At 42.0% G+C, this 22,260-nt stretch carries 22 protein-coding genes; 10 read left to right on the top strand and 12 right to left on the bottom strand.

From position 1 onward, the window contains the following. The first annotated feature begins 479 nt into the window (after positions 1–479). Together MWG72_RS14370 and MWG72_RS14375 are read left to right on the top strand one after the other, a co-directional pair. On the top strand, positions 480–1,553 hold the full coding sequence (locus MWG72_RS14370) for an aromatic ring-hydroxylating dioxygenase subunit alpha (protein WP_075168017.1): 1,074 nt from the start codon (positions 480–482) through the stop codon (positions 1,551–1,553). Positions 1,554–1,610: 57 nt separating this feature from the next. Further along, positions 1,611–2,552 carry a PDR/VanB family oxidoreductase gene (locus MWG72_RS14375; RefSeq protein ID WP_004892393.1) on the top strand — a complete coding sequence of 314 codons (942 nt, stop codon included), beginning with the start codon at positions 1,611–1,613 and terminating at the stop codon, positions 2,550–2,552. Between the two features lie 107 nt (positions 2,553–2,659). Here the strand turns inward: MWG72_RS14375 and MWG72_RS14380 are convergent, their stop codons facing one another. The 3 genes from MWG72_RS14380 to mhpT form a co-directional block, all read right to left on the bottom strand. After that, positions 2,660–3,349 carry a GntR family transcriptional regulator gene (locus MWG72_RS14380; protein ID WP_004892390.1) on the bottom strand — a complete coding sequence of 230 codons (690 nt, stop codon included), beginning with the start codon at positions 3,347–3,349 and terminating at the stop codon, positions 2,660–2,662. Between the two features lie 164 nt (positions 3,350–3,513). Further along, a complete protein-coding gene (locus tag MWG72_RS14385) occupies positions 3,514–3,960 on the bottom strand; it encodes a MarR family winged helix-turn-helix transcriptional regulator (RefSeq protein WP_004892388.1) in 447 nt (148 codons plus the stop codon). Between the two features lie 71 nt (positions 3,961–4,031). Then, complete coding sequence (gene mhpT, locus MWG72_RS14390; protein ID WP_114541911.1) at positions 4,032–5,270, bottom strand: 3-(3-hydroxy-phenyl)propionate transporter MhpT; 1,239 nt, start codon at positions 5,268–5,270, stop codon at positions 4,032–4,034. A 262-nt stretch (positions 5,271–5,532) separates the two neighbouring features. Here mhpT and MWG72_RS14395 point away from each other — a divergent pair, with 262 nt between their 5' ends. The 7 genes from MWG72_RS14395 (at position 5,533) to MWG72_RS14425 (ending at position 13,379) form a co-directional block, all read left to right on the top strand. After that, positions 5,533–6,366, top strand: a complete 834-nt coding sequence (locus tag MWG72_RS14395) for a p-hydroxycinnamoyl CoA hydratase/lyase (RefSeq protein ID WP_004892382.1) — start codon at positions 5,533–5,535, stop codon at positions 6,364–6,366. 50 nt (positions 6,367–6,416) lie between these two features. Further along, positions 6,417–7,868 carry an aldehyde dehydrogenase gene (locus MWG72_RS14400; protein WP_247144337.1) on the top strand — a complete coding sequence of 484 codons (1,452 nt, stop codon included), beginning with the start codon at positions 6,417–6,419 and terminating at the stop codon, positions 7,866–7,868. 76 nt (positions 7,869–7,944) lie between these two features. After that, entirely contained in the window at positions 7,945–9,831 is a 1,887-nt protein-coding gene (locus tag MWG72_RS14405; RefSeq protein WP_247144338.1) for a feruloyl-CoA synthase, read from the top strand. A gap of 73 nt (positions 9,832–9,904) precedes the next feature. Then, the gene (locus MWG72_RS14410; protein WP_247144339.1) at positions 9,905–11,044 is read left to right on the top strand and encodes an acyl-CoA dehydrogenase family protein; all 1,140 of its coding nucleotides are present in this window, start codon (positions 9,905–9,907) and stop codon (positions 11,042–11,044) included. A gap of 54 nt (positions 11,045–11,098) precedes the next feature. Next, positions 11,099–12,352 carry an OprD family porin gene (locus tag MWG72_RS14415; RefSeq protein ID WP_247144349.1) on the top strand — a complete coding sequence of 418 codons (1,254 nt, stop codon included), beginning with the start codon at positions 11,099–11,101 and terminating at the stop codon, positions 12,350–12,352. 52 nt (positions 12,353–12,404) lie between these two features. Then, the gene (locus MWG72_RS14420; protein ID WP_004892370.1) at positions 12,405–12,941 is read left to right on the top strand and encodes a DUF3237 domain-containing protein; all 537 of its coding nucleotides are present in this window, start codon (positions 12,405–12,407) and stop codon (positions 12,939–12,941) included. 48 nt (positions 12,942–12,989) lie between these two features. Further along, complete coding sequence (locus tag MWG72_RS14425) at positions 12,990–13,379, top strand: PaaI family thioesterase (protein WP_004892368.1); 390 nt, start codon at positions 12,990–12,992, stop codon at positions 13,377–13,379. A gap of 148 nt (positions 13,380–13,527) precedes the next feature. Here the strand turns inward: MWG72_RS14425 and MWG72_RS14430 are convergent, their stop codons facing one another. Next, positions 13,528–14,586, bottom strand: a complete 1,059-nt coding sequence (locus MWG72_RS14430) for an aromatic ring-hydroxylating oxygenase subunit alpha (protein WP_247144340.1) — start codon at positions 14,584–14,586, stop codon at positions 13,528–13,530. Positions 14,587–14,794: 208 nt separating this feature from the next. Between MWG72_RS14430 and MWG72_RS14435 the strand changes: the two genes are divergently transcribed. Continuing rightward, positions 14,795–15,274, top strand: coding sequence for a MarR family winged helix-turn-helix transcriptional regulator (locus MWG72_RS14435; RefSeq protein ID WP_247144341.1), 480 nt, complete (start codon positions 14,795–14,797; stop codon positions 15,272–15,274). A gap of 125 nt (positions 15,275–15,399) precedes the next feature. Here the strand turns inward: MWG72_RS14435 and pcaG are convergent, their stop codons facing one another. The 8 genes from pcaG to MWG72_RS14475 form a co-directional block, all read right to left on the bottom strand. Then, positions 15,400–16,029, bottom strand: a complete 630-nt coding sequence (gene pcaG, locus MWG72_RS14440) for a protocatechuate 3,4-dioxygenase subunit alpha (RefSeq protein ID WP_247144342.1) — start codon at positions 16,027–16,029, stop codon at positions 15,400–15,402. A 14-nt stretch (positions 16,030–16,043) separates the two neighbouring features. Next, positions 16,044–16,769: a protocatechuate 3,4-dioxygenase subunit beta gene (pcaH, locus tag MWG72_RS14445; RefSeq protein ID WP_247144343.1), complete on the bottom strand. Its 726-nt coding sequence runs from the start codon at positions 16,767–16,769 to the stop codon at positions 16,044–16,046. Positions 16,770–16,805: 36 nt separating this feature from the next. Continuing rightward, positions 16,806–17,204, bottom strand: coding sequence for a 4-carboxymuconolactone decarboxylase (gene pcaC, locus MWG72_RS14450; protein ID WP_004892353.1), 399 nt, complete (start codon positions 17,202–17,204; stop codon positions 16,806–16,808). 83 nt (positions 17,205–17,287) lie between these two features. After that, complete coding sequence (locus MWG72_RS14455) at positions 17,288–18,070, bottom strand: alpha/beta fold hydrolase (RefSeq protein WP_276520299.1); 783 nt, start codon at positions 18,068–18,070, stop codon at positions 17,288–17,290. 5 nt (positions 18,071–18,075) lie between these two features. Next, positions 18,076–19,428, bottom strand: coding sequence for a 3-carboxy-cis,cis-muconate cycloisomerase (locus MWG72_RS14460; RefSeq protein WP_247144344.1), 1,353 nt, complete (start codon positions 19,426–19,428; stop codon positions 18,076–18,078). A 78-nt stretch (positions 19,429–19,506) separates the two neighbouring features. Next, positions 19,507–20,712 (bottom strand): 3-oxoadipyl-CoA thiolase, encoded by a 1,206-nt coding sequence (gene pcaF / locus MWG72_RS14465; protein ID WP_247144345.1) that lies wholly within the window; start codon positions 20,710–20,712, stop codon positions 19,507–19,509. 127 nt (positions 20,713–20,839) lie between these two features. Beyond that, a complete protein-coding gene (locus tag MWG72_RS14470) occupies positions 20,840–21,493 on the bottom strand; it encodes a 3-oxoacid CoA-transferase subunit B (protein ID WP_048881507.1) in 654 nt (217 codons plus the stop codon). Positions 21,494–21,514: 21 nt separating this feature from the next. After that, positions 21,515–22,186, bottom strand: coding sequence for a 3-oxoacid CoA-transferase subunit A (locus tag MWG72_RS14475; RefSeq protein WP_180192300.1), 672 nt, complete (start codon positions 22,184–22,186; stop codon positions 21,515–21,517). Between the last annotated feature and the right edge of the window lie 74 nt (positions 22,187–22,260).

Genomic DNA, 22,260 nt, shown 5'->3' on the forward strand with positions numbered 1-22,260 from the left:
AAAAATTAATTCTTAATAACATATACCGTAAAAAATACCGTATAAATATTATCTATTTTATATCTTACTTATTGATTGCCCCCCTGCATGAGTTTTCAGGCAATCGGAGCATCTATACAAGATCACAATCACTTGCAAATCTTCATAATAATACTGGGTAATAGTAAATAGTTCTTACCACAAATTGTGCAATTATACTATTTCCCTTTACAGGAACGTCTTTAATAGCACTCACTCTCCCATGCTTCACACTAGGCAGAATCCTTAATCTGCTCAAGATAGCAACCATAAAGAGTTTAAAACAATTTTTCACAAGTTGTATTTCTTAAAGAAACTAGTTACGCATCAGTAAATCATAAAAACAGATTTTACCCCTCAATATTATAAATGGATCCAATTTATACTTTTATTGTACATTTTATATTGACTATTCGCATCAATAGTCATAAATTGGATCCAATTGATAAGGAGATCAGAATATGTTCATTAAAAATGCTTGGTATGTGGCAGCGCGTCCTGAAGAAGTTATCGAAAAGCCATTAGGTCGTCAGATCTGTGGTGAAAAGATGGTGTTTTATCGTGGTAAAGAAAATAAGGTCTATGCAGTAGAAGACTTCTGCCCACATCGCGGTGCTCCACTCTCTTTAGGCTTTGTAGAGGATGGCAATCTAGTTTGTGGTTATCACGGCTTAGTTATGGGCTGTGATGGCAAGACAGTTGCTATGCCTGGACAGCGTGTTCGTGGTTTTCCATGTAATAAGAGTTTCAGTGTTGTAGAGAAATTCGGTTTTATCTGGGTATGGCCAGGTGACCAATCACTTGCAAGTGAAGATCAGTTACCTGAACTTGAATGGGCAGATAATCCTGAATGGGCATATGGTGGTGGATTGTTCCACATCAATTGCGATTATCGTCTGATGATTGACAATCTAATGGATCTTACTCATGAAACTTATGTTCACTCAGCCAGTATTGGACAAAAAGAAATTGATGAAGCAGCACCTACTACTCGTATAGATGGGGATCATGTCATTACAGAACGCCATATGGAAAATATCTATGCACCTCCATTCTGGCAAATGGCATTAAGAGGCAACAATCTGGCTGATGATGTTCCGGTAGACCGCTGGCAGATCTGTCATTTCTTTGCGCCAAGTAATGTTCATATTGAAGTTGGCGTAGCACATGCAGGTAAAGGTGGCTATCAGGCAGCTGCCGAGCATAAAGTATCTTCTATTGTGGTGGACTTTATTACGCCTGAAACAGAAACCTCTCACTGGTATTTCTGGGGTATGGCCCGTCACTTCCAGCCAGAGAATGCGGAACTGACAGATCAGATCCGTGAAGGACAAGGCAAGATTTTCTCTGAAGATCTGGACATGCTGGAACAGCAACAACAAAACCTGCTCCGCTATCCTGACCGCAAGTTGCTGATGCTGAATATTGATGCAGGCGGAGTGCAAGCACGCAAAGTGATTGATCGTCTGATTAGCCAAGAACAGGTTAACGAGATTGCAGGCAAAGAGCAGATTCCGTCAGTCACGCTTGGTTAAATAGTTAAAGTTTTAGAACAGTATTTTGATTTTTTAAATTTTAGGAGCGGCACTCACATGGAAGTGACCATTCATCAGATCCATCAACACAATTCTCAAATAAATTCATTTGAGCTCATGAGTTGTAATGGGGAGCCTCTACCTCCTTTTAAAGCAGGTGCCCATATTGATGTATATATGGGCGAAGGCTTAATACGCCAATATTCCTTGGCGAATTGCAGCAGTGAACAGCACCGCTATGTAATTGGTGTACTGAATGATCCAAACTCACGTGGTGGCTCACGCTTTATGCATGAACAGTTACAGGTGGGGCAACGCATTCAGATTAGTGAACCCCGTAACCTGTTTGAGCTGAATACAGAGCTTGAACATGCAGTCCTATGTGCAGGCGGGATTGGGATTACACCAATTCTGGCAATGGCCAAAGAGTTAAAACGACTGAAAAAATCTTTCAAACTGTTTTACTTTGTTAAAACCCGTTCGGCAGTGGCTTTTCATGAGGATCTCAATCTTCTAGGTGATTCAGTTCATCTGCACATTGATGATGAAGCCGCCACACATTGCAACTTACTAAGTGCGCTTGCTCAGTCTGACTTAGCACATCATGTTTATGTATGTGGTCCACAAGGTTTTATGGATTTCGTGATCCAGACTGCCCAACAGCAATCCTGGCCTGAGACGCATATTCATAAAGAACACTTTAGTGCTCCAGCAATTGATACCAGTGAAGATGGTAGTTTCAATATTAAAGTTAAAAAAACCGGCCAACTGATCCATGTTGCACAAGACCAAACAGCTGTACAAGCACTTGAAGCTGCTGGGGTAAGTATTCCTGTTTCTTGCGAACAGGGTATTTGTGGTACCTGTTTAGTGAAGGTAGTAGAGGGTGAAATTGACCACCGGGATATGTATTTAACTGAAGAAGAACAGGCGGCACAAGATCAATTTACTCCATGCTGCTCGCGTGCAAAATCTAAAATGCTAGTTATTGATCTTTAAAAAATAAAAAACTGCTATCTCATTAGAACTAGCAGTTTAATCTTTCTCCACTTTCCACCCTTCTGCACCCTCAGAAGGGATTTTTTATTTAAAGAAAAGGCTTAACCTTAGGAATGCGCATGTGAATTAAAAATAGAACGCATCATATCGCCCAGAGTGACTACATGGCTATGTTCACGCATCAGACTCTCTGCTCGTGCTGAATCACGATTTTTTAAAGCATTGAAAATGGCACAGTGTTGAATATGGGCATGATGCAGACGGCGAATTTCTGAGAGGGGATTATTTTTATCATAAGTTAAGGCTTGGGCAGAAGCCATGGGTAGCTGATTATTCTTACTCAGAGCCTGCACAATAGCGATATTATCTGAGCCTTGAATAATCGTATTATGAAAAATGGTATTGTAATAATGATAGATTTCAATATCCTCATTACTTAGTTCAGTTTTTTTAAATATTGGCTCTATTTGAGTAATGCACTGCATTAGCTGATCTTTTTGCTGCGTACTTAGCCCTTTTTCTGCCAGTTTTTTTGCTGCCAGGCCTTCAAGCACTCCTCGCACCTCAAGTGCATCCTGAATCAACTTGGGAGAAATTTCTCTAACTGTATAGCCGCGGGTTGGATTTTTTAATAATAATCCTTCTTGCTCAAGCAGTTTAAATGCCATACGCACCGGTTGACGTGAAACTCCAAGCATTTCTGCTGTTGGAATTTCAGCCATGCGAGCACCGCCCGGAATTTCACCTGAAATAATCATTTTTCTAAGTTCAATCAGTACTTGCTGACCTGATGACATGGACTTACTCATTTATAATATGTGTACTGATGCTACCGGGTGCATGAAAATAATTCAACAGAAGTCATGAAGATCCTATTCAGCTTATTAAGTTATTGCTTCCTCAAGAATAGACATTGAAAAGTAGCTAGACGAACTCAAATCCGACCTGATGATATAGAAAATTATCCTTCCTGAAAATGCTGTAAATTAATGGCCATGATTTCAAGATTATTCCTGATCAAAAAGGCCAGATTAATATCCACGCCTTTTAGCATCGTTTGTTCCAGTTCCTGAACGACTGCCCGACACTCGCTTAATTTATTTAACCCTGCTTGAGTGACATTGACAAGAATACGACGACCATGAGATGGGTCCGATTCCTTACTAATCCAGCCGCTACTTAATAAATCCTGTAGAATTTTATTAGTCGATTGGGGTTTGATAAAAGAACGCTCCGCCAGTTTGGCATTGGAGAGATTTCCTTTTGCTGCGAGTACTGACAATGCCGTGAACTGAGGCAAAGTAATATCTAAAGGCTTTAGGCGTTCATTCAGTAATTTACTAATAATACGATCAACACGAGCTATCATATAGCTCAGGGTTGGCAGTTGATTTAACTGATGTTCCATAATACTTAATTCAACCTTAAATTCTAACCATTAAAAAGTATGGCCAATTCGGCCATACTTAAGTCATCACATTACTGAGTTTGAGTTGATGTATTTAATACAGGGACCTGCCGTGAAACTTTTGATTTACGAACCAAAAGTAACGCTGCGATCATTGCCATTAAAATCAGTGGAATACTTGCACCAATGACCATCGCTGAACTTGAACCGAGCGATAACAGCATACCTGCGAAAAGAGGCCCGGCAAAAGAACCAATTCGACCAACTGCAACTGCTGCACCAACCCCTGTTCCACGCATTTCAGTTGGGTAGAACATGGCTGCAAGACCATACAATGCAGACTGACCACCGACAATAAATAGACCACATCCGACAGCAGATAATACAAGTAATGCCACGGTTGGTGAAATAGCCAGACAACACAGCGAGACTAGAATACCAATGTAAATCAGTTTGACCGTAGTACTCATTCGAATTTTATCTAGCAAGACGCCCATTAAAATCGAACCAAATATACCGCCAATATTATAGCCAATCTGAACATAGTTTGCTTCCGTCTTACCTAGGCCTTGTGCACCCATTAACAGAGGTAACCAGTTGAGCAGGAAGTACAGCACCACAAGGGTAAAGAAGAAACTGACCCAGATCTGAATGGTAGAGAAACGACGTTCTTTGGCAAACAGCACTTCAAAGAATGGTGTCGAAGTTTTTTGCTTCGCTGCTGTCAAATAGTCTTTCGATTCAGGTAAGAATTTAATTAATAAAGGAATTAATAAAATCGGGGCAAAACCACCGACATAGAAGATATGCCGCCACTGCGCATCACCTGCAAGTGCCATCGCGACAAATGAGGTCAACATACCGCCAAATGGAATACCACTGTACATAATACTGACAGCAATCCCTTTATGTTTCTCCGACACAGCTTCCGATGCCATAATAATCATCATTGGCAATGCACCGCCCATCCCAAGACCGGTCAAGAAACGAATAATCAGTAACAAGGTATAGTCTGCTGCATAGGCAGTTAACACCGACATAACACCAAAAACTAAAATACTTGTTAACAAAACTGCTTTACGCCCGATTTTGTCTGCAAACCGTCCACCAATGATTGCGCCTGGTAAGGTTCCCAAAATTGCTGCACTAAATGCCCATGCCATTTGGGCATTGTCCAAGCCAAACTCCGCTCGCATCCGTGGTGCTGCAACGCCCATCGATTGAAGATCAAAACCCTCAAACACTGCAATTGCAAAACACAATACGAGTGTAAGCGTAGCTTTACCTTTGCTACTTACACTATTTTCCATTCGTTATTGTCCTTTTAGAATTTTTTAATTCATACACTTCCTATGTATTGCTTTCCGTCCTAAGCAATTCAAAAAATATCACCTAAACTTATAATTTAATCAATATGTATTTTTATATTTTTACAATTTAAATATTTATTTTATTAAATTACATGGCCTTATAAATTATTTTTAAAAAATGCAAAATAAGACTTGAATGTAAGTTTAACTGATATTAAATTAAATCCTATCAGGACATAAAACGAACATTAAGGAGCAACACATGTCTTATCAAAACCGCTGGGAAACTGTTGATGTACAAGTTGATGCAGGTATTGCATGGGTTACTTTAAATCGCCCAGAAAAGAAAAATGCAATGAGTCCAACACTCAATAAAGAAATGATAGATGTACTTGAAACCTTAGAACTTGACCCTGCAGCAAAAGTACTTGTTTTGACTGGCGCTGGTGATTCATGGACAGCAGGTATGGATTTGAAAGAATATTTCCGCGAAGTTGATAATCAACCGGAGATCTTCCAAGAACGTATTCGCCGTGATGCATCTCGCTGGCAATGGCATTTACTTCGTTTCTATTCAAAACCAACAATTGCGATGGTGAACGGTTGGTGTTTTGGTGGTGGCTTCTCTCCTCTGGTTGCCTGTGATCTTGCCATTGCTGCAGACGAAGCTACTTTTGGTTTATCTGAAATTAACTGGGGCATCCCACCAGGTAACCTTGTAAGCAAAGCAATGGCGGATACAGTTGGCCACCGTACTGCGATGTACTACATCATGACTGGCAAGACCTTCTCAGGTGTTGAAGCTGCCAATATGGGCTTAGTCAATAAAAGTGTTCCACTTGCTCAACTTCGTGCTGAAGTAACTGAACTTGCCAACAACTTACTTGAGAAAAATCCAGTTGTACTGCGTACTGCGAAAAATGGTTTCAAACGTTGCCGTGAACTAACTTGGGAACAAAACGAAGATTATTTATACGCAAAACTGGATCAATGTAATCATCGTGATGATGAAGGTGGTCGTGAACAAGGTCTGAAGCAATTCCTTGATGACAAGTCAATTAAGCCAGGTCTTCAAGCTTACAAACGCCCTGCTTAAGCAGTATCAATTCACATTCGTCATGATGGACATGTAAGGAAACATTTGCCATGCAAAACGTACAGTTACTTATTCACGGTCAATCCGTTGCAGCAAGTTCAGGACAAACTTTTGAAAGAATCAGTCCGATCGATGGCTCAGTTGCTTCAATTAGTGCTGCTGCAACTTTATCGGATGTTGATCGTGCGATCGAATCCGCACACGAGGCATTTAAATCATGGTCTGCCCTTTCTCCAACAGACCGTCGTTTAAAACTGCTTAAAGCGGCCGACCTGATGGATCAAAAAACTGAACAATTTATTCAGACTGCGATTCATGAAATAGGTTCAACTGCAACGTGGTATGGTTTTAATGTTCACCTTGCAGCCAATATGCTACGTGAAGCTGCAGCTATGACCACACAAATTGATGGCAGTATTATTCCATCAGATGTGCCGGGCAACATGGCGATGGGCATTCGCGTACCCTGTGGTGTTATCGTCGGGATGGCACCATGGAATGCCCCTGTGATTCTTGCCACACGTGCTTTAGCAATGCCTCTTGCCTGCGGTAACACTGTGGTTCTTAAAGCTTCTGAAGCATGCCCTGCAACACATCGTCTGATTGGTGAAGTGTTACATGAAGCAGGGATTGGAGATGGGGTAGTCAATGTCATCACCCATGCGGCCCAAGATGCTCCTCAAATTGTAGAACGCTTAATTAGCCACCCACTAACCAAGCGTATTAATTTTACCGGTTCAACCCATGTGGGCCGAATTATTGCTGAAACAGCGGCAAAATATTTAAAACCGGTTCTGCTCGAACTTGGTGGGAAAGCACCTGTAATTGTGCTTGATCAAGCTGACATCGATGAAGCGGTCAATGCCGTGACCTTCGGTGCATTCTTTAACCAGGGTCAAATCTGTATGTCGACAGAACGTGTTCTTGTTGATGAAAAAATTGCTGATTCCTTTATCAAAAAACTCGTGGCGAAGGTCAAAACTATTCGCGCTGGCAATCCACTTGAGAGTGATGCCCCACTTGGTGTACTGGAAAGCTTAAAAGCAGCTGCACGTATTGGGAAGTTAATTGAAGATGCACGTGAAAAAGGTGCAAATTTACCACTTGGTTTGGACATCGAAGGTGCTATTATGCAACCTACAATAGTGGTTGATGTCACCAAAGAAATGCAGATTTATGCCGAAGAATCGTTCGGTCCTGTCTGCACAGTACAACGCTTTAAAACAGTTGATGACGCCGTAGAATTGGCAAATGATTCTGAATTTGGTTTGTCAGCAGCCGTGTTTAGCCAAGATTTAGCACAGGCGCTTGCCGTAGCAAAACGGATTGAATCCGGTATCTGCCATATCAATGGTGCCACTGTACATGATGAAGCACAAATGCCATTTGGTGGTGTCAAACAAAGTGGTTATGGACGATTTGGCAGTAAAGTTTCTGTGGCTGAGTTTACTGAATTACGTTGGGTGACCATACAAACCAGCCCACGCCACTACCCAATTTAACGAAAGTAAGAGAGTTGACATGAAGTCAACTCTTTTCGTTGAAAAAGAATAGATAAAAATACATGGAGTAATAACAATGGCACACATGACAGTTCAATCACATAAGTATCCTGAACGATTTGTTAAATTAGGCAGTCATGAAACACATGTTGAATATAAGAATGACGTCTTATACATTTCTCCCAAAGAACAACTTAAGCCTTATCCGCAAAAATTGACCGATCGTTTATTACAGTACGCAGAAACATACCCAAACCGTGTCTTCGCTGCTAAACGTGATAGTTCAGGTCAATGGATTGAACTGACATATGCAGAAACTGCGAATCGTGCATGGCGTATCGCCCAAAGCTTAAAACAATATCCGCATTTATCGACCGAACGTCCCATTGTTATTTTGTCTGGTAACGATCTCGAACACCTCACCTTATCCATGGGGGCAATGCTTGCAGGGATTCCTTTCTCCGCGGTTTCCCCAGCTTATTCTTTAATTTCCAAAGATTTTGGCAAACTCAAACATATCTTTGATGTCCTTACACCTGGTTTAGTTTTTGCAAATGATGGGAATGCTTTTGCGACTGCCATTGAGCATTGCCGTAATGCTGATGATATTGAAGTAGTCACCACATCCGGTCAGTGTGGTGGTCAAGCATGTACCTCCTTTGCAACACTGCTTGATTCTGAAATCAATGATATCAAAGCTCATTATGCCACGATTGATGAACATCAAATTGCCAAATTTTTATTTACCTCTGGCTCGACCAAAATGCCAAAGGCCGTGCCGACCACACATTTGATGCTCTGCACCAATCAGCAAATGTTGCTGCAAACTTTCCCAGAATTTGAAGATACACCACCGATTTTGGTCGATTGGTTGGCATGGCATCATACCTTCGGCGGTAGCCATAATGTCGGAATCGCACTTTACAATGGCGGCACGATTTATATTGATGATGGCAAACCGGTCCCGGGGAAAATGGAAGAAACCATTCGTAACCTGAAAGAAATTTCACCAACGGTATATTTAAATGTACCGAAAGGTTGGGAAGAAATCACGGTAGCACTTGAACAGGATGCTGAACTCCGTGAAAAATTCTTTAGCCGTGTCAAAGTATTGTTTTTTGCTGGAGCTGCACTATCTGAAGCAGGTTGGAACCGTCTAGATCAGATTGCACAAGCCCATTGCGGTGAACGAATCCGTATTATGAGTGGCTTAGGCATGACAGAAACCGCGCCATCTTGTGTATTTACTACAGGTCCTAAAGTCATGGCAGGCTTTATTGGCTATCCAGCGCCGGGCTGTGAAGTCAAACTGGCACCATGTGGCGATAAACTTGAATTTTGTGTTCGTGGCAAAAATGTCATGAAACATTATTGGCGTCTGCCTCAAGAACAACAAGCCAATATCTTTGATGAAGAAGGGTTTTACCGTACTGGCGATGCCGTAAAGCTTGTTGATCCAAATGATCCAAGCCAAGGTCTCATGTATGACGGACGTATTGCCGAAGACTTTAAACTTAATACCGGCACCTTTGTGAATGTAGGCACCTTACGCAATAAAGTCCTGATTAATGGTAATCTACTGATTCAAGATGTCTGCATTACCGGTTCTAACCTGAATGCGATTGGTTTTCTGATTTTTCCGAAACTTTCAGCTTGTGCTGAATATGCCGGTTTAGATCTTAAACATACGACGGCCCAAGAAGTGTTGAGCCACCCTAAAGTGCAGCAATGGTTTAAACAATTTCTGGTGGACTTCAATAAAGACGCTACTGGCAGTTCAAATACCGTATCAATGCTGTATTTAATGATAGAAGCTCCACAGCTGGATGCCGGAGAAACCACTGACAAAGGCAACTTAAATCAGAGTGGCATTTTAAAACGTCGTGCTGCCATGGTGCAGGAGCTTTATGAAAAACACGTTAATAATCCACTAATTATTCGTATTCCAACCCTTAAACAATAAGCCCTTACCCTGAATTTAGCAGTGCTTTTTATAGCGCTGCTTGGGCAGTTGCATCCAAATTAAGGATAATTCTATGCAAAAAGATAGTGATTTCGAGCTATTTCGTGATAATTATCAACGTTTTTTAGCAGAACATGTTGCACCATTTTATGAAACTTGGGAAGAACAAGGCTTAATCCCACGTGGATTATGGCACAAGCTCGGGGAAAACGGCTTTTTATGTGTTGATGTCCCTGAAGAGTACGGGGGATTTGGTGCACCAATCCATTATTCACAAATGTTGGTCCAGGAAACTGCTAAAGCCGGTTTTACTGCCTTGGCAGTCAGTATTGGAGGACAAAGCGAACTTGTCTCCCCTTATATCCAAAATATTGGTAGCGAAGAACAAAAACAATATTGGTTACCCAAGATGGTCTCGGGTGAGGTAGTCACCGCGATCGCAATGACCGAAGCCAATGCTGGTTCAGATTTACAAGCAATTCGTACCCAGGCCATTTTAGATGGCGATCATTATGTGGTAGACGGTTCTAAAACCTTTATTTCCAATGGACATCATGCCGACTTAATCATACTGGTTGCAAAAACTGACCCGCAAGCACAAGCCAAAGGCATTTCCATTTTTCTCGTTGATGCTCATTTAGATGGAGTGAAAAAAGGACGCAGCCTGAACAAAATTGGACTACATGCCCAAGACACTGCTGAACTGTTTTTCGACCAAGTTCATGTACCTAAAAATCAACTTTTGGGTCAAGAAGGCCATGGTTTTAGCTATCTGATGCAAGAACTCCCACGCGAACGCCTCAGTATTTCACTCATGGCACTTGGGGCAATCCAAGGTGCTATCGACATTACCAAAGAGTATGTACTTGAACGTAAAGCCTTTGGTCAAGCTTTATCGCAATTCCAGAATACACGTTTTGTGCTTGCGCAAGCGCAAATTAAAGCACTTGCAGCTGAAGCATTTGTAGAACGCTGTAAAGATCTATATAGCAAAGATGTCCTAAGTGTGACTGAAGTGGCCGCATTGAAATGTTTTATTACTGACACCCAATGTGAAGTCATTGACCAGCTCCTGCAACTGTTTGGGGGCTACGGCTATATGCAGGAATATCCAATTTCGCGCTTCTTCGTCGATGCGCGTGTGCAAAAAATTTATGGGGGAACCAATGAAATTATGAAGGAGATCGTAGCACGCGAACTCTTGGGGAAATAAAACACGCATGACTTAAAAACAATATTTTCAATAATGTTTCAGGATGAAATAATGATGAAAAATTTATGGATCACACCGTTTTTACTTTTAACTACACCTGCTTTTGCCAATAGTTTTATTGAGCAAAGTAAAGTGGATTTAACGGCTCGCAACTTCTACTTTGATCGCGATTTCCAGGTTGAAAACCGCTATCCGGCACTCCGGGACTGGAGTCAAGGTTTTATTTTCAAAGCTCAGTCAGGTTATACCCAAGGTCCTATTGGATTTGGTATCGACATTTTGGCCACTGCTGGGTTTAAGCTGGATGGCGATGCAAAGTATGGTGGTACAGGAAACCTACCACGTAATGCCAGAACAAATGAGCCAGCAGATCAATATGGGGAAATTGGGATCACGGCTAAAGCCAAAGTTGCTCAAACTGAAGTCCGCATCGGTACATTACAACCGATGACACCAGTACTTGTCGGTTCCCCTGCGCGCCTGTTACCTCAAACCTATCGTGGGGTTGCAGTTCAGTCTAAAGATGTGCAGGGTCTCGATTTACAAGCATCCTATATTGACAAGGTCAATCACCGTGATTCGACCAATTATGAAAACATTAAAATCTCTGGGGTAAACGGCCGTTATAGATCGGTTGAAACAGATCATTTGTACTATCTTGGTGGCCATTATGATCTCAACAATTATCCGCTAAAACTGACAGCCTTCCATATGGATGTCGAAGATCTGTATCATCAATCATTATTGGGCGTCACCTACAAGCATGCCTTTAATGAGGATACCGCACTGACCAGCCAGCTACGTTATTATATGAGTGATGCTGATGGTGCTGCCAAAGCAGGTAAAGTAGATAATAATCTAATCCATAGCCACTCAGAGCTAAAGCATCAAAACCATAAATTTATTCTTTCGACTTTCCATCATCTAGGTGACACGGCCTTTCCTTATCTAACTGGCGGTGAAACAGGCTTAACCATCGATACATGGACCGGCGAATTCTTAAATGCCAAAGAACGTGTTTATAGTGCCCGTTATGAATATGACTTTAAAGATTATGTTCCGGGTTTACGTTTTATGACTCGTTATACCCATGGTAGCAATATTTATGCGCCGCAACTCGGAGGCACCGATTTTGAGGAAGATGAACTCGACTTTGATATAGGCTATACCGTGCAAAATGGCCCACTGAAAAACCTTGGGCTACGTGCACGTTATGCAATTTATGATAATGATATGCCGATTACTGCCAATATTAAACCGGCTAATGAAACCCGTATCAATATTGATTACACATGGAAATTTAAATAACACCTTCAAAGGCTCTAGTTTTTAGAGCCTTTTTTATTTTAAAGGATGATAAATGAAATATTTATTTGGCATTTGGATCGGCCTAAATCTATCTGTACTCAGTTATGCAGATACACAGTTTTCGCCTCCACCACTTAAACTTGAACCCTTGGCCACTTTCAAGGTTGAATTAAATGCTCCAGTTTGGGAGTTAGGCAAAACGGCGGATATGGGACAAAGACGGATTATTCCGATTACTGGCGGCACTTTTGAAGGTCCTTCATTTAGAGGACGTATTCTCAACAATGGCGCAGACTGGCAAATCGTAGATAGCAAAGGCCTAGCGATTATCGATACACGATATCTTTTGAAAACTGATGACGGCGCATTGATTTATTTACAGACTAAAGGTTACCGACATGCTTCACCTGAAATTTTGAAACAGTTAAGTACAGGTAAAGATGTCGATCCAAGTCAGTATTATTTCAAGTTGACTATGCAATTCGAGACCAGTGCACCCCAATATGCCTGGTTAAACCAAACCGTAGCTGTAGGCAGTGCAATGCGTTTAGGTAAGGCGGTGATTTATGATGCATTTACCTTAAAATAAAAGAATGAGAAAAAATAAGTATTTGTAAAGATTGAAGGATTCATCACTATGGAAAACAAGATTCTGGAACATCTCCCACCAATTCATCATTTATTGGGGGGACATAATATTCAATGGGATGCTGAAAGACGTCAACTTACCGTGAACTACATTGCGCTCGAGAGCTTTACCAATCCGCGCGGTAGCATCGAAGGCGGTATGATTTGCGCTATGCTTGATGATGCTATGGGGATTTTGGCAGCACTAAATCAGACTTCAAAACCTGCCGCGACGATTAATTTATCGATGGATTTTTTTCGACCATGTGAAGTCGGTGAAGTACAGGCAAAAGCGTGGTTTATTAAAGAAGGAAAAACAATTCTAAGTATCGAAAGTGAAGCCTGGCAACATAATAAACTGGTTGCGAAAACCAGTGCCTCTTTTATTATTCTTTCTTAAATTAACCCCTTAAATTTAGCTGATCACCATAGCTATTTTATCTAATTCAAATGGTTAGTTGCTTATTTGCAACAGCAGGCTAGAAACTAAATAACCTACTGTTGCAATTAGCATAAATAGATATAGATAAAGCTTATTATTTTAACGTTTAAATTAAAGACTGAATGATTCGTCGGGCATGGGTCAAACCCACATCAATATGTATACCGATCATCTCTGGATGATTAAACTCTTCTAGGTTCTTGTACTGGTTTTCTATCACTTCTTTATCTTCATCAAAAGTCTGTTTTGTCTGATCAATGACTAGCTTTGCAATATGTTCGCGGTCATGTTTAGGGTTAGTAGACATAGTCCAAAAATAATGACAAGAATTCTCTGTTTCAGGCGTAATTGCATGAAAACCTCTCATATGAAATCCTTTGCGATCTGGATTCTCCAGGGAGTCATCACCTGCTTCTATAGCTCCTGTCCAAATACGGATATGAGAAACTCTAAAATCAATTTCTTGCCAACGGTCTATTTTATTTTTAAACGGATAAGCCATACTGTAGGTTGGCGGTGGGTCCGATTCGAGCATATGCCGTGTGACTATGACTTGATTACCTATCACTTTGGTTTTCATGGTCGCATTCATATGAGCTTTTGCATTACCACCAATAGTTTTTAAATGAACATAGGCTAAATGGCTTAAGTCCATTAAATTATCATGAATGAGCTGGTAAGGTGCCTGATAATGATATCGGTCTCCATCATATAAGTATTCTGGATCATCATGATATGGGTAATCTGGTGCTCCTATGAGAGGTACTCTTTCTGCTTTTCCATACCATAACCAAATCAAACCTTGTTTTTCTTCAAGATAAAATGATTTGGTTTTCGCTTTTGAAGGGATTCTATTTTGCCCTGGAACCTCTACACACTGTCCATTTTCATCATATAGCAATCCATGGTAGCTACAGCGAATTTTCCCCTGCTCCAAAAGTCCTTGGGATAACGGCATCCCCCTATGGCAGCAGCGATCTTCTAGTGCAATAGCTTTGCCCTCTTTATCTCTAAAGATAACCATTGGAATATTTAAAACTTTACGTCCAAGTAAATTATCTCGTAGCTCTTTAGAGAGTGCGATGATATACCACTGATCTTTTGGGAAAGGACTTCTTGTTGAGACTTCTTGATCTACAAGCTTAATTTGACGACCACTATTCATAGCACTACATCCTTTTTGTAATGATTCTGATGCTTTCCTTAATCACAATTATCCTGATTTAAAAATACGAGCTTTATAGATACAGAATAAGGTCTACATGAATAAAAATAGGTCAAATTAGTTGCCATGTCAACCAATTGGTTGATATGACAACAATATATCAACAAACCATGTTAAAGTGCTTAAAAGACTTTTTGATACACGCTGTATGAATACTTCACTTAAACTTCAATTAGATCGATATATTCCTGCTTTAATTAACTTTTTTTCAAATAAGATGTCGAATGGTGCATCACAATTGTATGCTTTTTTATTTGATATGGGAGTCACGGATTGGCGCATACTTTCTCTTTTAGCGGTTGAAGAGAATATTCCTGCAAGTAGAGTTTGTCATGTTATTGGATTGGATAAGAGCGCTGTGAGTCGCTCTTTAGCAAAACTCCAAGAACGTGGTTATATTAAAATGACAGTAGATAAAAAAGATTCTCGTGTGAAAAAAAATATGCTCACATCTGCTGGTCTAATCATGTATGAAAAAATGTATCAAGTAGCCAAAGAGCGAGAAGAAAAAATTTTAGAGGTACTCTCTGACGAAGATCGAGAGCATTTAATTCGGATCTTAAATATTTTAAATTGTGAAATTAATGATATTAATGAATTTTTTATAGAAAAATATATTCAAAAATAACTATCAACCTTATGATTTAAATAGGGTCTGTTGACATTTCATAAGTTATTTATCTTGAAATATCTCTCGCTAAAAAAGTCAGCAAATGCTGACCTTTTGTCATTTTACCACTTTTTATCGCATGCTTAGATATCTAGGAATACCGTTTCATTATCGCCTTGGATACGCACATCAAAACGATAAACCACTTCACCATCACGTTCTTCACGTTTGGCAATTAAAGTCTGACGACGTGGCGCCCATTCAATTCCATTTAGCAAGGGGTCTTTAGTATTAGCTTCTGCCTCATCATCAAAATAAATACGGGTATGTAAACCTAAGTTAATACCACGTGCAAAAATGACTAAAGCAATATGCGGTGCCTGAAGAGTGCCTTTACGCCCAGGTACAGCACCTGGCTTGATGGTATCAAAGCTCCATAATCCTGTTTCAAAGTTTGCAGCCGCACGGCCCCATCCAAAGAAATGTGGATCAGCCTGTTTACCTTGAATATCTTCCTTGCTTGGGTAAATACCATTTGCATCTGCCTGCCAGATTTCGACCAATACATCACGTAAAGGTAGACCGAGGCCATCAAATACCTGACCTTCAAGGCGAATACGTTCACCTTGAGTTTCAGCTTTAACCAATTGGTTATTAAAACTATGCTCAAATACTTCAATACCTGCCTGATTTGGCATCAGACCAATATGGACGTATGGACCACCTGTTTGAGATGGTGTTTCATGTAATTCCTGAAAATTCCAACCGTTCATCATGATGCTCCTTATCACGTTAATTCATTTTCAAAATAAGTTCCGCGGCGACCACGTAAAGTAATGTCGAAGCGATAGCAACGGCTGTCAGCCTCAATGAAATTACTCTTGTCTTCCAAGGCAATCAAAGCACGGCGTTGCTGTTCTGAAGGAACCGTTTTTAGAATTGGGCAGCTGTCAATTAAAGTATCGCCTTCAAAATAAAATTGCGAAATGAGACGTTGTGCCCAGCCATCTGCCATGACCGAGAAGTGAATATGTGCAGGACGCCATTCATTGATTCGGTTACGCCATGGATATGGACCCGGTTTAATGGTACGGAAAATGAAAAAACCATTTTCATCCGTCAGCATACGACCACAACCACCAAAGTTAGGATCCATTGCACCAATATATTGGTCATTTGGATGACGATAACGACCAGAGGCATTTGCCTGCCAGACTTCAATCAGGGCATTTTTAACCGGGCGACCAAATTGGTCACGCAAGTAACCATGAATAATGACACGTTCACCAACAGGTAAACCCTCTTTGGCATAGTTCAAAATCAAGTCATTGTCTTTAGGCCCTAAAAGTTCTGAAGTGAAATGTGGTGCCGTTACTTCAGTCAGGGTTTGCGCAATTGAAATGAGTGCATTTTTCGGCGAACGAAGCACACTGGTTTTATAACCCGGTGCGTAGGCCGGTGGATGATCATCCGTATTACGTTGCGCATAAGCGCCTAGTTGATTCTGAATCATGAATCTCTCCTTGTTCAATCCTAAAAAAATCGTCCGTCATTTAAGTTTGGTCGGTGCAATACCAAGTTCTACAAAAACTTCCTCTGCCATGTGCATTGCAGCGTTTGCAGCAGGTAAACCTGCATATAAAGAAGCATGTAAAAACAGTTCTTTAAGCTCATCTTTGGTAACACCATTGTTAAAACATGCACGAATATGCATACGTAACTCAGCTTCACGACCCAATGCGAGCAAAATACCGATAGTTACCAGACTACGGGTATGACGTGGTAAACCTGGACGTGACCATACTTCTCCCCAGGCAAAACGACTGATGAAGTTTTGGAAGTCTTCATTAAAGTCATTTAAATTTTCCAAAGAGCGTCCGACATGTGCTTCACCTAACACTTCCGTGCGCACTTCTATTCCCTGTTTGTAACGTTCTTCATCATTCATGATCAATACACTCTTTAACGCTGATAAGGCGGAGTGAAAATGTCTGAGGAACACCTTCATTCCATAATGACGCTGAATTCAAATCAATGCTTTGCAATAAACGCGGCAAGGACTTGGTTAAATTGTTGTGGTGCCTCAATATTTGATAAATGTGAAGCATCTAGCACCGCAATCTCACAGTTCGGTATATGCGCTTGCATAAACTCACCATCTGCCACGGTCGTGACCGGATCTAAGCCACCACATAGTGCTAAACATGGCACTTCAATGTTGGCAATTTGGTCACGTAAGTCTGCGTTTGCAAGCGCGCGGCAAGATGCTGCATAGCCTTTCGGCGGTATCACTGACAATCTTTGAATGGTCTGCTGTGCAAGGCGATCGTGGATATAATCAAATTTGTTGCTGAACCACCGGATGTGTGTTGTGCTGACAATATCGGCCAATCCCTCTTCTTCGACCGCATCTGCACGTGATAACCATGCTTCAGCTTGTCCAATCTTCGCGGCTGAATTGGCAATGGTAATACTCAGGAAACGCTGTGGCGCGATTAAACCCAATTGCAGGCCAGTGATTCCGCCCATCGAAATACCACAAAAATGCGCTTTTTCAACTTTGAAGTGCTCAAGAATATCAATGACATCATTAGCTAAGTTGCTCAGTGTGCTATTTTCAATGACCGCACTTTTACCATGACCGCGGGTGTCATAACAGATCACAAAGTAGTCTTCAGCAAATGCAGCAACTTGAGCCTGCCACATGCCGTGATCTGTACCCAATGAGTTCGAAAAAATAAGGGCTGGATGAGCGGTATCACCAAAAGTGTAAACAGCCAATTGTTGGCCATTACGATTATTGATAAGTGTCATGATGGCTATTTTCCTTGAACACGTTGCAATACCGCATCGATCTGCTGCTGGGTATTACCTAAATAATTTTGTGGATTAAAAATCTGGCTTAATTGTTCCGAATTAAATACAGCTAAAATTTCAGGATGATTTTGTGCTACATCTAATAAGTGACGCTGTTCAGCAACTGCCTGTTTACATGCGGCTTCAACCACATGATGGGCATTGAGTCGGCCTAACTTTGGTGCCAAGGACATCATGAGGGCTTCTGCCATAATTAAGCCCTGAGTACATTCTAGATTGCGGCACATATTGTCCTTCTGTACTTCCAGGCCCTCAAAAACTTCTATCGCACGTTGCAGGCTACCAGCACACAATTGGAAGATTTCAGGCAGTGCCAGCCACTCAGCATGCCAGGCCCCCAAACTACGTTCATGTTCCTGAACCATACTTTGATAGATACTCGACATGAGTGCAGGGACACGATTAGCTGCTGCCAGAATTGATGCTGCTGCAACAGGATTACGTTTATGCGGCATCGTCGATGATCCGCCACGCCCTGCTCCGCTTGGTTCAAACACTTCTGCAATTTCGGTTTGCATCATCAGTGACCAATCACGTGCCATCTTGCCCAAGTTACCTGTAATTATGGCAAGCACATGGGCTATTTCCACAATACGATCACGTTCACCATGCCAAGTACAATCCGGGAAATTGAGTTGAAGTTCTGTTGCAAACGCCTTTACAACTGCACTGCCTTGATCAATAAGTGACGCAAGTGTGCCAACGGCTCCACCCAATTGTGCAGTGAGTGCAGAATTTTTAAGTGCTTGTACACGTTCAAGATCACGTTGCAAACTTGCTAACCAGCGGGCAGTTTTATGACCAAAGGTTAGTGGTAGGCCTTGTTGTAACCATGTCCGACCAATCATGACTTGGTCACGATAGCGTTCGGTCAAGTTTCGAGTTGCTGCTATCGCCTGGATGAGTTTAGCCTCAATTAAATTTAAGCCATCACGACACTGCAAAACACATGCAGTATCAATAATGTCTTGGCTTGTCGCCCCCCAATGCACATAGCGCGAAGCATCTTCATCGACTTTTTTAACCGCAGCCGTCAATTGCTTCACAAAGGGAATCGCAATGTTTCCAGCAAGTCCTGATGCACTTGCAAGCGCAGTAAAGTCAATGATCTCATTCACCCGTTGTTGGGCAACGTATACAATATTTGCTGCCGCTGAAGCAGGAATCACACCCACTTTTGCCTGAGCTTGAGCCAATGCTGCTTCTGCTTGCAACATGTAACGCACCACTCCTTCATCACTAAATATTGCAGTGATCTCAGTTTGGTAAAATAGACTTGCGTACAATTGGCTCATTTAAATATCCTTTTTCTAACTCGTTTTAAATACCTTTCATTGTTTTGTTTTTAAGCAAAAAATGAAAGGTATTTAAATTTATACACGTTCAATAATCAAAGCGATGCCTTGACCGACACCAATACACATTGAGCATAGTGCATATTTGCCACCAGTCTGTTCCAGCTGGTTCAGTGCAGTTGTCACCAAACGCGCACCTGAAGCACCCAGTGGGTGACCCAATGCAATCGCACCGCCATTTGGATTGACTTTCTCTGAACCGTCCTCTATACCCAAGTCACGTGTACATGCCAAAGCTTGAGCAGCAAAAGCTTCATTCAGCTCAATCACATCCATCTGCTCTAAAGTCAGACCAGTTTGCGCCAATAGTTTCTTGATGGCAGGTGCTGGACCAAAGCCCATGATGCGTGGTTCAACACCCACAACTGTTGAGCCAATAATTTTGGCACGTGGTTTTAAGCCGTGTTGAGCAACCGCTTCATCAGAAGCAATCAGTAGAGCAGCCGCACCATCATTTATACCTGATGCATTACCTGCCGTTACTGTACCGTCTGCTTTCACCACAGGTTTCAGTTTTGCCAAAGCTTCTGCAGTAGTCGATGCACGTGGATGTTCATCTTTAGCAACAACCACAGGTTCGCCTTTACGCTGTGGAATCACCACAGGAATAATTTCTTTAGCAAAGAAACCATTGGCCTGTGCTGCTGCGGTACGTTGCTGGCTGGTCAGGGCAAATTTGTCTTGGTCTTCACGGTTAATGTTGTACTGTTCCGCCAGATTTTCAGCCGTTTGCGGCATGGTTTCTACGCCATACATTTCTTTGAGTTTCGGATTAATAAAACGCCAGCCCATGGTGGTGTCTTCAATCTTCTGGCTACGTCCATACGCCGTTTCTGACTTGCCCATGACAAATGGAGCGCGCGACATGCTTTCTACACCGCCGGCAATAATCAGATGGGCTTCACCGGCTTTAATCGCACGTGCTGCCATTGCAACTGCATCCATCGATGAACCACATAGACGGTTAATTGTCGTTGCAGGCACTTGGTACGGTAAACCGGCTAAGAGAGCCGACATACGACCCACGTTACGGTTGTCTTCACCGGCCTGGTTGGCACAGCCATAGATCACATCATCGACCTGTTCCCAGTTCACACTTGGGTTACGTTCCATCAATGCTTTAATTGGCAGCGCACCCAGGTCATCTGCACGGACAGCTGCCAGTCCACCGGCATAACGGCCGAATGGGGTACGGATGGCATCAATGATGTATGCGTTTTTCATATTTTTACTTTCCAAATCTTTGAATCCCTCCCAACCTCCCTTTACTAAAGGGAGGAGTAATCCCCTCAAGAAAAAAGGGTGGAAGTCCCTCCTTTATTAAAGGAGGGACTTAGGGAGGATTTATAAATTAATTTTGAGTCGCATCAATCAGTTTGGCACCGGTCATTGACTGCAATTCTTCAAATGACAGACCTTCAACTTTCTCAATCACTTTCATGCCTTCATCTGTCACGTCAATCACGCACAGGTCGGTATAAATACGGTCTACACATTTCAAGCCTGTTGCAGGATAAGTCAGTTCAGCGACAATCTTCGGTTCGCCTTTTTTGGTCACGTGATCAGTCGTAATAAAGACTTTTTTCGCACCTACGGCCAAGTCCATTGCACCACCTACCGCAGGAATCGCATCCGGTGCGCCAGTATGCCAGTTAGCCAGGTCGCCATTTTCAGCCACTTGGAATGCACCCAGTACCGCGATGTCTAAGTGACCGCCACGCATCATCGCGAATGAATCACCGTGATGGAAGTAAGCGCCGCCTTCCAGCAAGGTCACATATTCTTTACCTGCGTTGATCAGCTCAGGATCTTCTTCACCTTTTGCAGGTGGCGGACCGAAAGCCAATAAGCCATTTTCAGAGTGCAAGAACACGTCTTTGTCTGAAGGCAGGTAGTTCGAAATTTTGGTTGGCAAGCCAATGCCCAGGTTGACATAAGCACCGTCTGGAATGTCTTGTGCAACACGTTCAGCAATTTGGTCACGGGTCAGTTTGCTATAGCTCATTTCTTTTCTCCTAATCCGTGATTACTGTGCAGGTTTCACTCGTACAACATGTTGTACAAAAATACCCGGGGTGATGATGTGTTCAGGGTCTAAAGCACCTAACTCAACCACTTCAGAGACTTGTGCAATCGTGACATCGGCAGCCATCGCCATGATTGGGCCAAAGTTACGTGCAGATTTGCGGTAAACCAGGTTACCCCAACGGTCGCCTTGCTGTGCTTTGATTAAAGCAAAGTCAGCTTTAATTGGGTTTTCTAAAACGTAGTCTTTGCCTTCATAGTTCATGGTTGGTTTGCCTTCTGCCAGCAATGTACCAAAACCAGTCGGGGTGTAGATTGGACCCAAGCCCATACCTGCAGCCTGAATACGGCATGCCAGGTTACCTTGAGGAACCAGTTCTAATTCGATTTTTCCTGCACGGTACAATTCGTCAAATACCCAGGAATCAGACTGACGCGGGAATGAGCAGATGATTTTACGCACTGCACCAGCTTTGAGTAATTTAGCCAGACCGTAGTCGCCATTACCGGCATTGTTATTGACGATCACCAGATCTTTCACACCAAGTTTGATCAAACCATCAATCAGCTCAGCAGGCTGACCTGCAGTACCAAAACCACCGATCATGATGGTAGATCCGTGTTTGATTTGTGAAAGTGCTTCGACCAGTGAGGCAGAACTTTTATCGATCATCAAATAACTCCATGTATTGCCACTCAGTACAAAAATTTTGAGAACCTAAGGTTCTGGTTTGAACACATTCTGGA

This window comes from Acinetobacter lwoffii (genome assembly GCF_022967985.1).
GTDB lineage: Bacteria > Pseudomonadota > Gammaproteobacteria > Pseudomonadales > Moraxellaceae > Acinetobacter.